This is a genomic window from Bradyrhizobium sp. CSA207, from assembly GCF_029051685.1.
In the GTDB taxonomy this organism is placed as follows: Bacteria; Pseudomonadota; Alphaproteobacteria; order Rhizobiales; family Xanthobacteraceae; genus Bradyrhizobium.
Genome location: NZ_JAACFT010000024.1, coordinates 13,470 through 26,319 on the forward strand (window position 1 = coordinate 13,470; position 12,850 = coordinate 26,319).

The 12,850-nt window shown below is 63.3% G+C and carries 12 protein-coding genes; 8 read left to right on the forward strand and 4 right to left on the reverse strand.

Annotation, left to right across the window (positions count from 1 at the left end; all coding sequences use genetic code 11):
- Positions 1-10: 10 nt before the first annotated feature.
- The 3 genes from GWG65_RS25700 to GWG65_RS25710 all read left to right on the forward strand — a co-directional run bounded on the left by GWG65_RS25700 (position 11) and on the right by GWG65_RS25710 (position 3,618).
- Positions 11-1,654, forward strand: a complete 1,644-nt coding sequence (locus tag GWG65_RS25700; RefSeq protein ID WP_275198351.1) for an acyl-CoA dehydrogenase family protein — start codon at positions 11-13, stop codon at positions 1,652-1,654.
- A gap of 184 nt (positions 1,655-1,838) precedes the next feature.
- Entirely contained in the window at positions 1,839-2,609 is a 771-nt protein-coding gene (locus GWG65_RS25705; RefSeq protein WP_275198352.1) for a type II CAAX endopeptidase family protein, read from the forward strand.
- A 256-nt stretch (positions 2,610-2,865) separates the two neighbouring features.
- Positions 2,866-3,618: a CPBP family intramembrane glutamic endopeptidase gene (locus GWG65_RS25710; protein ID WP_275198353.1), complete on the forward strand. Its 753-nt coding sequence runs from the start codon at positions 2,866-2,868 to the stop codon at positions 3,616-3,618.
- Positions 3,619-3,625: 7 nt separating this feature from the next.
- Here the strand turns inward: GWG65_RS25710 and GWG65_RS25715 are convergent, their stop codons facing one another.
- Both GWG65_RS25715 and ruvX read right to left on the reverse strand, forming a co-directional pair.
- The gene (locus GWG65_RS25715; RefSeq protein ID WP_275198354.1) at positions 3,626-4,549 is read right to left on the reverse strand and encodes an AEC family transporter; all 924 of its coding nucleotides are present in this window, start codon (positions 4,547-4,549) and stop codon (positions 3,626-3,628) included.
- Between the two features lie 3 nt (positions 4,550-4,552).
- A complete protein-coding gene (ruvX, locus tag GWG65_RS25720; RefSeq protein WP_275198355.1) occupies positions 4,553-5,044 on the reverse strand; it encodes a Holliday junction resolvase RuvX in 492 nt (163 codons plus the stop codon).
- Between the two features lie 46 nt (positions 5,045-5,090).
- Between ruvX and GWG65_RS25725 the strand changes: the two genes are divergently transcribed.
- Both GWG65_RS25725 and GWG65_RS25730 read left to right on the forward strand, forming a co-directional pair.
- Entirely contained in the window at positions 5,091-5,303 is a 213-nt protein-coding gene (locus tag GWG65_RS25725) for a hypothetical protein (protein WP_275198356.1), read from the forward strand.
- 305 nt (positions 5,304-5,608) lie between these two features.
- Complete coding sequence (locus GWG65_RS25730) at positions 5,609-7,825, forward strand: DNA/RNA non-specific endonuclease (protein WP_275198357.1); 2,217 nt, start codon at positions 5,609-5,611, stop codon at positions 7,823-7,825.
- A gap of 164 nt (positions 7,826-7,989) precedes the next feature.
- Here GWG65_RS25730 and GWG65_RS25735 read toward each other — a convergent pair whose 3' ends face one another.
- Positions 7,990-8,925: a cyclase family protein gene (locus tag GWG65_RS25735; protein WP_275198358.1), complete on the reverse strand. Its 936-nt coding sequence runs from the start codon at positions 8,923-8,925 to the stop codon at positions 7,990-7,992.
- Positions 8,926-9,113: 188 nt separating this feature from the next.
- Positions 9,114-10,004: a LysR family transcriptional regulator gene (locus tag GWG65_RS25740; protein WP_275198359.1), complete on the reverse strand. Its 891-nt coding sequence runs from the start codon at positions 10,002-10,004 to the stop codon at positions 9,114-9,116.
- 95 nt (positions 10,005-10,099) lie between these two features.
- Here GWG65_RS25740 and GWG65_RS25745 point away from each other — a divergent pair, with 95 nt between their 5' ends.
- The 3 genes from GWG65_RS25745 (at position 10,100) to gatC (ending at position 12,843) form a co-directional block, all read left to right on the forward strand.
- A complete protein-coding gene (locus GWG65_RS25745; protein ID WP_275198360.1) occupies positions 10,100-11,143 on the forward strand; it encodes a nitronate monooxygenase in 1,044 nt (347 codons plus the stop codon).
- A gap of 163 nt (positions 11,144-11,306) precedes the next feature.
- A complete protein-coding gene (locus GWG65_RS25750; protein WP_275198361.1) occupies positions 11,307-12,383 on the forward strand; it encodes a nitronate monooxygenase family protein in 1,077 nt (358 codons plus the stop codon).
- A gap of 172 nt (positions 12,384-12,555) precedes the next feature.
- Positions 12,556-12,843: an Asp-tRNA(Asn)/Glu-tRNA(Gln) amidotransferase subunit GatC gene (gatC, locus tag GWG65_RS25755; RefSeq protein WP_275198362.1), complete on the forward strand. Its 288-nt coding sequence runs from the start codon at positions 12,556-12,558 to the stop codon at positions 12,841-12,843.
- Positions 12,844-12,850 lie beyond the last annotated feature (7 nt).

Here is a 12,850-nt window from a genome sequence, read left to right on the forward strand (position 1 = left end):
AAACAACAAGATGACCCAGCCGAGCTTCGCAACCCACGAAGTCTTCAACCAGTCGCCGCCTTTTGAAGACGTCGATCTGTTCGCTCTGGACCGGCCGCTGGTCGAGGCCGTGAAGGCCAATGGCGGCGCGGCGGCGGAACGGGAGCTGTCCGAGTTCGGCAGGCATTGGGGCTCGGCGGCGATGGCCGAGCGCGGGCGCGTGGCCAACGAGAACACGCCGAAGCTGCGCACCTTCGACGCAAAAGGCAACCGTCGCGACCAGGTCGAGTTTCATCCGGCCTATCACGAGCTGATGGCGCACAGCGCCCATGCTGGCGTGCACAATTCGACCTGGACCGCCGACGGCCGGCCGGCGGGCGATGCCGCCGAGGTTGTTCGCGCGGCCAAATTCTACATCGCCTCGCAAGTCGAGACCGGCCATCTCTGCCCGATCACGATGACGCGCGCCGCTGTCGCGGCGCTGGCGCTGCAGCCGGACCTGCTCGCGCGCGTGATGCCGGTGCTGTCGACGAGGAGCTACGACCCCGGCTTCGCGCCGTGGTGGGACAAGCGCGGCATGACGCTCGGCATGGGCATGACCGAGAAGCAGGGCGGCACGGACGTACGCGCCAACATGACGCGGGCGGTGCCCGACGGGGATGCCTATCGCATCACCGGACACAAATGGTTCATGTCGGCCCCGATGTGCGATGCGTTCCTGGTGCTGGCGCAGGCCGAGCAGGGGCTGACCTGCTTCTTCATGCCGCGCTTCGCGCCGGATGGATCGGTCAACGCGATCCAGTTCCAGCGGCTGAAGGACAAGCTCGGCAATCGCTCCAATGCCTCATCGGAGGTCGAGTTCGTCGGCGCTTATGCCGAACGGGTTGGCGAGGAAGGCAAGGGCATCCGCACCATCATCCAGATGGTGCAGCTGACGCGGCAGGATTGCGCGATTGCTTCCAGCGGCCTGATGCGCTCGGGGCTTGCGCACGCGCTGCATCATGCCCGTCACCGCAGCGTGTTCCAGAAACATCTTGCCGATCAGCCCTTGATGCAGGCCGTGCTGTCGGACATGGCGCTCCACGTCGAGGCCAGCGTAGCGCTGGTGATGCGGCTCTGCCGCGCCTTCGACCGCACCCCGCACGATGCGGCGGAGGCCGCCTATATGCGGCTGCTGACGCCCGCGATCAAATACTGGACCTGCAAGAGTGCGCCGGCGTTCCTGTACGAGGCAATGGAATGCCTCGGCGGCAACGGCTATGTCGAGGACGGCATTTTGGCGCGGCACTTCCGGGAGTCGCCGGTGAACGCGATCTGGGAAGGCTCCGGCAACGTCATGTGCCTCGACGTGCTGCGCGCGCTGGCGCGCGAGCCGGAGGCAGCGATGGCGGTGCTGCAAAGTCTCGCCGCTGAGACGAAAGGCTTGTCCGGAGCAGGCGAGGCGACCGCTTTCATCGGCAAGACCTTCCGCCGCGCGGATGGCGAGCGCGTGGCGCGGCTAGCGGTCGAGAAGTTGGCCCTGCTTGCCGCAGCCGCCGCGCTCAACGCTGTGTCGCCCCGCCATGCCGAACTGTTCGCCGCCACGCGGCTCGGCGCCAACCACGCCAGCATGTATGGCGCGGTGGAGCTGGAGAGCGGTGACATGCGTGCACTGCTGGAGCGGGCGCTCCTTTGATCGGGGCGTACTCTCACCACTCGTCGTGGCCGGGCTTGACCCGGCCATCCACGTCTTGCCGCGCGGCACGAAGAACGTGGATGCCCGGGCCTTCGCCTCGCCGAAGCGGCTTCGGCCGCGCAGGCGGGACAAGCCCGGGCATGACGGCCTCTCGATAGTTTGCGCGCCTAACGAAAGCCATCTGATGGACACCCTCAATCCCGACCATCCGCCGCTGATCATGACGCCTGCGGACCACAGGCCGGACGTCTGGAAATTCTGGGGCACGGCGCTGTGGGGTCTGCTGATCTTCGCCGCGATGTTCGTCGGTCAGATCGGCGCCATCCTGCTGCTGGTGGTACTTCGCGGCATTCCGATCAACATGGCCTCGATTCAAATTGTCGGCAGCGAGCCGCAGGCGCTCGCGCTCTCGGTGACCATGGGATTGCCCGCGACGCTTGTCGCAGTGTGGCTCGCCATCCGCATCAAGAAGACCTCCTTCGTCGACTACCTCGCGCTGCGCTGGCCGGCCTGGACGCAAATCCTGTTCGGCGCCGTCGGCCTCATCCTGCTTGTCGTGGCCTGGGAGGCGATGTCGCGCAGCCTCGGCCGCGAAGCGACGCCGGGCTTCATGACCGATCTCTTGAAATCGGGCCGCGACAAGGGCGCCGCGCTATTGCTGCTGTTCGCCTTCAGCGTGGCGGCGCCCATGTCGGAAGAGGTGCTGGCGCGGGGCTTCCTCTATCGCGGCTGGTCGGCAAGCTTCCTGCGCGTGCCCGGCGCGATCATCCTGTCGTCGCTGGTGTGGACAGGCGTGCATCTGCAGTACGACATGTACTTTCTCGCCGAGGTCTTCACCATCGGCGTGTGGTTCGGCTACATGCGCTATCGCGCCAATTCGCTGTGGCTCACCGTCGTGCTGCATGCGCTGAACAACATGACGGCGGTGGTGCTGACGATGTGGCTGGGGAGCTAGCCCGGCGGTTTCCTCACATTCCGTCATTGCGAGCGTAGCGAAGCAATCCAGACTACCTCTGCGGAAACAGACTGGATTGCTTCGTCGCAAGGGCTCCTCGTAATGACGACGGTGAGAGAGCTGCGCCCGCAATGTCGTTGCTTTGGCAGTCCGCCCTGAACTGCAGACAGAATGGCAATTGCCGGGCGCAATTTCATTTCGTATGTTAGGTAGAGGTGATGATCAATCTCGCTATGAAGTTGTCGCGGAAGTCAGTATGTCCGAACTCGAAAATGCTCGCCCCCTAGGGGCGGACCCATCCCCGCAACCCCGCACATTCGATTTCTTCGAGACCTTGTTGGTCGCCCTGATAACCTATGCTGTGTTCCTATTCGCAGCCCAGCTCACGATCATATTGAGCTTACCGGCTTTCATGAACGGGTTATCGTCGGAGCAGGTCGAGCTATTGTGGAAACAACCGCACCGGCAGGGCGCGGCGGTGATTTTTGCGACTCCGGTTGCGATCGCCGTACTTTGGGTTGCAATCCGACGGGCGGGAAGGGAATTCACCGAGTATTTGGCTCTGAATTGGCCAAGCAGAGACGACATCGTATCTGTTCTTGGCATCATGACAATTTTTTTAACTGTCGAAGCCTTCGTAACGATCAAACTTGGACTAACGCGACCTCAAACCAGCTCAGGTTTCGAAGTTGGAGGTGCAACGGGACTGATCATATTCGCTGTGATCATCTGCTTAACTGCTCCGATCGTTGAGGAATTCGTATTTCGTGGATTTATGTTTCGAGGGTGGTCTCAGTCGTTCCTGCGTCCGATCGGTGCGATCCTGCTTACGTCGGTGCTATGGGCGGTGCTGCACAGTCAGTACGGTTGGTATGAGCGCTCCTGGATATTCGTCGAAGGTCTCGTACTCGGTTACTTTCGCCTTCGTTCCAATTCCACTTGGCTGACAGTTGTGGCTCATTCAGCCATGAATATGGCTGTCCTGTTTTTGGGTGGACCGTACGTCTAGCTAGTGCTCACGCCACCAGCGCGATCGCGATGGGCATCGTGATCGCTGCCAAAATCGTTTGCAGCGTGATGATCTGCGCCAGCAGCGGCGCGTCGCCGCCCATCTGGCGGGCCAGCACATAGGCGCTGGGCGAAGTCGGCACCGCCGCGCAGATCGCGACAATCGCGAGGCTGTCGCCGGATAGGCCGAACCATGCGGCGAGCGCCAGTGCCAGCACGGGCATCAGCACCAGCTTGAACGCCACGCCGAGCGACGCACTCACGCTCGGGCGCAGCAGGCCTTTGAGCTGCAGTCCGGCGCCGGTGACGAGCAGGCCGATGGCCAGCGACGAGCGGCCGAGTGCGTCGGCGACCTCGTGCCAGATCCTTGGCAGCGGCAGATGAACGATGTTGACGAAGAGGCCGATCGCGCAGGCCCAGATCAGGGGATTGCGGATCACCGTCATGACGATTGCGAGCGGAGATTGCTTCTTAGGCGATGCATAGTGCGCCAGCACTGCGACGCTGAACACGTTGACCAGCGGAATGATCGCGACCATCGCCACCGAGGCCAGCGCCAGGCCGACGTCGCCGAACATGTTGGCGGATACCGAGAGCGCCACATAGGTCTGCCAGCGCGTTGCGCCCTGGAAGATCGAGGAGAAGGCGGGACCGTCAATGTCGAGCCGCGCCAGGGCAGGGCGGAGCGCGAGGCACAACAGCGAGATCGCGAGCACCGACAGCAGCAGCGCGCCGCCGACGCCGGCCACCGGCACCTTGGAGAGGTCCGCCCTCACCAGCGTCTGAATCAGCAGCATTGGAAACAGCACGAAATAAGTCAGCCGCTCCAGCCCGTGCCATTGCGTATCCAGCCGCATCAAGCTGCGCTTCAGCACGACGCCGAGCACGATGAGGATGAAGACCGGCAGCAGCGCCGCGATCACCACGGCCATGGGTCAGCTGGGCCCCGAAGTTGCGCGAAGATTGGCGAGCCGGTCGAGCGCGCCTTGCAGGATGAAGATCGCGGCGTGCTCGTCGATGACCTCGGCGCGCTTGGCGCGGCTGACGTCCATGCCGATCAATTCGCGCTCCACTGCGGCGGTCGACAGACGCTCATCCCACAACCCGATCGGCAGCGTGGTCAGCCCGGCAAGGTTGCGGGCGAAGGCGCGGGTCGATTGCGCGCGCGGGCCCTCGCTGCCGTCCATGTTGATGGGCAGGCCGAGCACGAAGCCGACTGCCTTGCGCTCGGCCGCAATCGCGAGCAGGCGGGCGGCATCCTGCTTGAAGGCCTTGCGCTGGATGGTCTCGACGCCGGTCGCCAGCCGTCGGTCCGGATTGGACACGGCGACGCCGATGGTCTTGGTGCCGAGGTCGAGGCCGACCAGCCCGCCGCGTTCGGGCCAGTGGGTTGCAGCATCGATCAGGGGCAGGATAAGAGCCGGCATGGCATCAGCGCTTAGCATGCGGCGCGCTGCGGAGTGAACCAGAACAATGGATGCACTGACATTATTCGGCCTGTTCGCCGTGACCGCGATGCTGGTCTGCTATGCCCTGGAGGACCGCAGCCACTGGTTCGTGCTGCTGTTCGCCGGGTCTTGCGCGCTCGGCTCTGCCTACGGCTTCATCCAGGGCGCTTGGCCGTTCAGCGTGGTCGAGGCGATCTGGGCTGTCGTGGCGCTGCGGCGGCGGCGCCTGAAGCCGTAGGACCATCCTGCGGCCGGAGAAAGCACGTGGGAAATGGTGGCGACAAGTGCACCGATCATTTGTGGCAAATCTCACAAAGGTGGAGTCGCATACTATGGCATGATGTCGCGTCCCCAGTCGCGCTCATCCATTGACGCTCTGGTTGTTACGCTTTAAGTATATAGGTCTAAAGTAGTGTGGGGCGCATCGCCCCGATTTCTAGAATGATCGGCAGCGAAAGGCAGTCCCGGCCCGTGCTGCAACCTTGGCGCGAATTTTCAGGCGCCGGCCACATCCAATATTGCTCTGGATTTCGAGAGGTCATTATGCTCATCAAGCCAAGCCTGATCGCGGGCTCAGAAAGGCGATTCAAGCAAGCCGAGTTTTCACCCGATGCATTGAACCGGAAATTGGGCGACGGTCCGATCGAGATGACCGTCGAAAAGAAGCGCTTACGCCAGCGCCAGCTCTTCGCCGAGACACGGGACGTGCAGGCGGCCGAGATCGGCCTGGAGCGGATCATCCAGGGCAATGATCTCGACAGCGTCAACTATCTCGCCAAGGGTACGGCCGCCTCGCGTCCGGTTTGCCGTATTCAGCTCAGGGATCTCAAGTCAAATCTGATCGGCTATGGGTCGGGCTTTCTGATCGGGCCCGGCCTGCTGCTGACGAATCATCACGTCTTCGGCAAGCCGGCCGACGCAGCCAATTCGATCGCCGATTTCAACTACGAATTGGACATTTCGGGAGAAGAGCGTGTGCCGGTCAGATTCGCATTCGAGCCGGGCAAATTCTTCTACACCAACGACACTCTCGATTTCTCGATCGTCGCGGTGGCGCCGACGTCGCTGTCGGGGAACGGGCGGCTCGTAGATTGGGGATGGTTGCCGCTCAGCGGCGCGCCGGGCAAGGCGGATCCCGGCGAGTACCTGACCATCGTCCAGCATCCCAGCGGGCAGATGAAGCAGGTCTGCGTCCGCGAGAACAAGTTGCTCAAATACGTCGGTGACTTCCTCTGGTACAAAACCGATACCACCGCCGGGTCATCGGGCTCGCCGGCGTTCAACCGCTTCTGGCAGGTGGTCGCGCTGCATCACAGCGGTGTTCCGAGTAAGGATGCGCAGGGCCGCACGTTGACCAAGGACGGCAAGGTGTGGGATGCGTCGATGGACGAAACCTCGATCGATTGGATCGCCAACGAGGGCATCCGGATCAGCTCGATCGTCGCCGATCTCAAGATTGCGGTTGGCTCTCATCCCTTGATCAGGCCAGTGCTCGACGAGGAAGAGCCGCCAACCCGGCACGAGGTCGAGAGAGTCCTGCCGCCGGCCGCCGCAACTCCGTACGGAGCCAATGTCTGGGTCGAGCAATCTCTCGACGGGACCTCGCTGGTGGTACCGATCCGCGTGCCATTGCCGATGTTCAGGAAGGAACTTCCGATGGCTGCGCTGGCGCCCGTGCCGAGCCCCGCGGGACGCAGCGGCGGGGCTTCGAACGGCGGCATGCAGAACGGCAGCATGCCCTTGATCGCTCCGCCGGCCGGCCTGCTGCCCCGCATCAGCGCGAAGAACGGCCTGCCCATGGAGGCCGTTCACATCGATCAGGCGACGCTGAAATCGCGTCCCGGATACAAGGCGAATTTTCTCGGCAGCGGCAAATTCTCGGTCGCCTTGCCGAAGATTCCCGCCTCCCTCAAATCCAGGGTCGCGATGTTGAAGGGAAGATCCAAGCAGTCCGAATTGAAATATTTCAACTATAGCGTCGTCATGAACAAGGAGCGCAGGCTCGCGTTCTTCAGCTGCGTCAATATCGACGGCGGTAAGCAGCAGGATGTCGGCAAGCGCGAAGGCGATTCCTGGCTGCGCGATCCGCGCATCGATGACGATGCCCAGATCGGCGACGAGTTCTACCGCAAGCAGGCCACTTTCGAGGCGGATCGCAGCAAGAACCCGTTCGACCGCGGTCATCTCGTCCGCCGCCTGGATGCGACCTGGGGCGATACCGTCGCCGAGGCCAAACAACACGGCGACGATTCCTTCCATTTCACCAATTGCTCGCCGCAGTTCTTCTCATTCAACCAGGGCAAGCAGCTCTGGGCAGGACTCGAGGATTACACGCGCGACGTTCTGCTCGACGGCGAGGAAAAAGGCATCGTGATGAACGGGCCGGTGTTCGACGGTCCGGATGCCGATGGATCTGATTTGCCCAATCCGGCCGGCCGGCCGCACACGGATCCGAGGTTCGGCGGCGTTCAGATTCCGAAATATTTCTGGAAGATGCTGGTCCGACGCGATGACGGCGGTCTCAAGGCGGCGGCATTCCTGATGAGCCAGAGGAAGTTGGTCATGGAGATCGACCGGATCCAGGAGGCGGATCTGCTCGAGCGGATGTCCGAAGAGGATGTCAGCGTGTTTCAGGTCTCGATTGCGGACCTGGCGAAATTGACCAAGCTCGATTTCGGCAATCTCGCCGACGCGGATTCGCACGAGGCGACCTCGATCGGCCCGCGTCGGATCGAATCCTATGAGGACATCCGAATCTAGGGCTTCGGCTCCCGAACCGGCCGGATGCGAATGACGTAGCTTGCGGAGGCGCAGAGCGAGACCCGACGCGGTGTCTAGCGATCCGGGCGAGGGTCATGGTGTGCTCTGTCGAGACACAGCAAGACCCTCACCCGCGTTTCTTCCGAAGGGGCCCGTGTCGGGCCTCAGCGGATCGCAATCGGGTTGATCATCGCCTGCACGCCTCCGGTCCAGCGCGGCTGTCCGAGCACGAACAGGAATTCATATCCCTTGTCGCGGGCAAGCGCGGCCGTATCCATGTTCTCGAGGATATAGGTCCCGTTCATCGCGAGCAGGATCTGGTGCACCTCGAACACGTTCTTGGACTCGAACGGCAGCACTTCCAGCGCCCAAGTGTCGGCGCCGATCGCGACGACGCCCTTGCTCGTCAGGTACTTTGCACCTTCGACGCCGAGACCGGGCTCGCCGGCCGAATAGCGCTTGTCGTCCTTGCCTATCAGGCTGAGCCAGCCGGTGTGGAAGATGACGACGTCGCCCTGGCGGATCTCGACGCCCTGCTTCTTGGCAGCTTCATCGATCTCCTTGACGTTGAAGGCGGTGCCTTCCTTCACCACGTCGGTGTTGTAGTAGGCCGCCATGTCGAGCAGCACGCCGCGGGTGACAATCGGCGGCACCTTCTCGATGCCGAGCTTCTTCAACCCGTTGGGATCGGCGAAGTCGGCGAGCTTGTTGCCGTTGTAATAGACGTGCTCGACACCGAGATGGCCGAGCCCGTCAATTTGGCTGCCGATGCCGACCCAGGTGTCCAGGATATCGTCATTGTAAGTTGCCTTGTTGGGACCGAGACCGGGGCTGCCGGCCTGTCCCGGCTGCACCACCGTGATCTTGAAGGTGCGCGGCGGATAGGCCGGGGTCTTGGAATCGACGGCGATGCCAAGTGCATAAGTCTTTCCGGTCTTTACCAGAGACGCGGCCTTCAGTACGAGCTCGGGCGTCATGTAGTTGGCAGCACCGATCTCGTCGTTCGGTCCCCATTTCGATTTGGTCCAGTCCTGTGCGCTTGCTGTTTGGATCGTCGCCGACAACGCAGCGACACAGCACAACACGAGCGTATTGCGCATCGATAGTCCTCCCAATGTTTTTTTGCCGATGTTTGGCTTCGTTATGGTCTCGCGCCGGTCAGTGGCGCATCCTACGTAGAACCATCGCGCGCTTCAAAAGCTTTTCGGTGCTGCGCTGCGATGCGTCGCCGCCAATCGGTTTAAACGTGACGAATTTGTGTCGATGAATTTCGCGCGCTGGAATGTGTTCAGGCCGCGATGACGTCGTCGTTTTTCTTCAGGCAGGAGATGAAACCACTGAGCGCGGTGTATTGATGTCCGGCACCGCGCCGGATGAAGAGCGTCTCGACGCGCGCGTGCGATGGGCTCAGCGTGTGGATCGACACGCTGCCGTTCATCGCGTTGCGTTCGACAACGGCGCGCGGCAGCAGCGTCACGCCCATGTCGGCAGCGACGCAGCCGATCATGCCGTCGAGCGTGCCAAGCTCGAAGCGTGCGGCAGAAGGCCAGCCGAACTCGACGAAAATCTGTTCGAGCCGCTGGCGGTAGGTGCAGCCGGTGCGGAACACCAGCGCGGTTGGGCCGGACTCCGGCGTGCCGGCGCGCAGCTCGGCAAGCGAGCTCCAGCGCCGCGCGCTGACCAGAACCAGCTCCTCGCGGAATGCACTTGTCGCGGTGAGGTCGGCATGCGCGATCGGGCCTGCGACGAAGGCGCCGTCGAATGCGCCTTCGAGAACGCCCGCGACGAGGTCGGCGGTGGTCGCCGTGCGCAAGCTCAGCCGGACGGCGGGAAAGCGGCGGTGGAAATCGGCCAGCAGCGGCGGCAACCGCACCGCTGCCGTGGTCTCCATCGAGCCGATCGACAATGGTCCTTTGGGCTCGCCATCGTCGCGTGCGGCGAGCACGGCTTCGCGCGACAACGCTGTCATCCGTTGCGCGTAAGGCAACAGCCTTTTGCCGGCGCCGGTAAGGCTCATGCCGCGGCTGTGACGCTCGAACAGAGGCGTACCGATCTCAGCCTCCAGCGCCTTCACGCGCTGGGTGACATTGGATTGCACCGTGTTGAGCTCTTCGGCGGCACGGGTGATGCCGCCGGTGCGGGCCACCGCGGCGAAGGTGTGGATGTCGCTGAGTTCCATGGCATCGTTTCGTTTTTGAGATAGCAGCGTTCGTTAGAATTCAATTTCCGTGAATGCTATTCCGGCCTAGCGTTGCTGTCGAGAGTGGAGGAGCCATGTCGATCACTACGCCGCTGACCCAGCTCCTGGGGATCAAGCATCCCGTCCTGCTTGCGCCGATGGACGTGGTTGCCGGCAGCCGTCTGGTGACGGCCGTCAGCCGCGCCGGCGGCTTTGGCATTCTGGGCGGTGGTTATGGCGAGAGGGAATGGCTGGAGCGAGAGACGGCGAAGCTCGCCAGCATGTCCGCGCCGTTCGGGATCGGCTTCATCACCTGGAGTCTCGCCAAGCGGCCTGAGCTTCTCGATATCGCGCTCGCCGCAAAACCGTCTGCGATCATGTTGTCTTTCGGCGATCCCGCTCCGCTCGCATCAAAGATCAAGTCGGCTGGTGCGCGCCTGATTTGCCAGGTGCAGGATGAGGCGATGGCGCGGCAGGCGCTCGATGCCGACGCCGATGTCCTGATCGCGCAGGGGACGGAAGCAGGCGGCCACGGTGCCTCCCGCACAACCGTCGATCTCGTGCCCGCGATCGTCGATCTCGCGGCTGGCCATGTGCCGGTGGTCGCGGCGGGCGGCATTGCCGACGGGCGCGGGCTTGCCGCGATGATGATGCTGGGGGCAAGCGGCGTGCTGCTCGGGACGCGCTTCTATGCGAGCCAGGAGGCTGACGGCGCGGAGGAAGCCAAGCGGCGCATCTGCGCCGCGACCAGCGGCTCGACCGTGCGCGGCATCATCTTCGATCTCTCCCGCAACAATGTGTGGCCGGCGCCGTTCACCGGAAGATGCCTGGTCAACGATCATGCCAGGCGCTGGATCGGCCGCGAGATCGAGCTGATGCAGAATGTTGCCGCAGTCGCAGCGGAGTATGTTGCGGCAAAAGCGGCCGGCAATTTCGACGTTGCCGCCGTGATCGCGGGCGAGGCCGTCGGCCTGATTCATGATATCCAGCCTGCGGCAGAGATCGTGGAGCGGATCGCGACCGAGGCGGAGCAGTTGCTGGAAGGAAAACGTAGTTCGGTGGTCGGTGCCTTCCCTTCTCCCCTTGTGGGAGAAGGTGGCGCGCAGCGCCAGATGAGGGGTTCTATCCGCGGAGAATAATGTCAAATCTGAGAGGTCTGTCTCCTGCGGATGCAAACCCCTCACCCGTCTCGCCGCTATCGCCATAGCCGATGCGAAGCATCGGCGTTCTAAGGACGGCGGCGAAGGCCGCCTATGCCACCCTCTCCCACAAGGGGAGAGGGTAAGAGCGAGAGACGCAACCATGTGGCCTGACCATCGATTGATCGATCTCTTCAAGACCGAATTCCCGATCGTGCTGGCGCCGATGGCCGGCGTGATGGACGCGGAGCTGGTGATCGCCGTCGCGGAAGGCGGCGGGCTCGGCTCGCTGCCGAGCGCGATGCTGTCGCCCGAGAAGGCGCGCGAGCAGGTCAACATCATCCGCCAGCGCGTCTCTGCGCCGGTCAACATGAACTTCTTCTGCCACACGCCGGTCGAGCTTGATGCGGCGGCGGAAGCGCGCTGGAAGGCGCGTCTTGCGATCTATTACAAGGAGCTTGGCCTTGATCCGGCCGCGCCGATCAATGCGGCCAACCGCGCACCGTTCGACGCCGGCTTCTGTGCGGTTGTCGAGGAGCTGAAGCCGGAGGTCGTGAGCTTCCATTTCGGACTGCCGGATCAGGCGCTGCTCAAGCGCGTCAAGGCGGCCGGCTGTCTCGTGATTTCCTCGGCGACGACCGTGAAGGAAGCCGTCTGGCTCGAGCAGCACGGCGCCGATGCCGTGATCGCGCAAGGCGCGGAGGCGGGCGGCCATCGCGCCATGTTCCTGACCGAGAACATCAACGAGCAGCCCGGCACGTTCGCGCTGGTGCCGCAGGTGGTGGATGCGGTGAAGGTGCCCGTGATTGCAGCGGGCGGCATCGCGGATGGGCGCGGCATCGCAGCCGCCTTCGCACTCGGCGCCGCCGGCGTGCAGATCGGCAGCGCCTACCTTCGCTGTCCGGAATCCAAGGTGAGCGCGGCGGGGCGCGCCGCGCTTGCCGCGGGGCGGGATGATTCCACCGTCATCACCAACGTCATGACCGGGCGGCCGGCGCGCGGTGTTCAGAACCGCCTGATGCGCGAAGCCGGCCCGATCTCGCCGGATGCGCCGCCATTTCCCCATGCTGCGACCGCGCTGGGGCCGCTGAAGGCGGCCGCGGAGAAGCAGGGCAGGGTCGATTTCACCAATCTCTGGGCCGGACAGGCCATCGCCATGGGCCGGGAGCTCCCCGCGGCCGAATTGACCCGGGATCTCGCGAAATCGGCCCTGGCGCGCCTGCGCCAGATGGCAGGCTAGGGCGCAATGAGATTGAGAAGAGTGATCATCGCGCCTTAGGTTATTGTTTAAGCATGATCTTTTCGGAAAACCGCTGCGCACTTTTCCGGATCATGCTCTAGAGCGCCGGTTGCGGCGCAAAACCGGCCTCTGCTATACGGCGGATAGGTTTTGCCGTGAGAGGCCTTATATAATGTCCGTCGACGCTGCTACCGTCCGCCGCATTGCGCATCTGGCGCGCATTGCGGTGTCCGAGGACGATGTTCCGCACCTGCAGGGCGAGCTCAACGCCATGCTCGCGTTCGTCGAGCAGCTCTCGGAGGTCGACGTCGCAGGCGTCGAGCCGATGACCTCAGTCACCCCGATGCAGATGAAGAAGCGCGCCGACCTGGTCAACGACGGCGAGATCGCCGACGATATCGTTGCCAATGCGCCCGCGACCGAAGGCCATTTCTTCCTGGTGCCGAAGGTCGTCGAGTAACTACCTC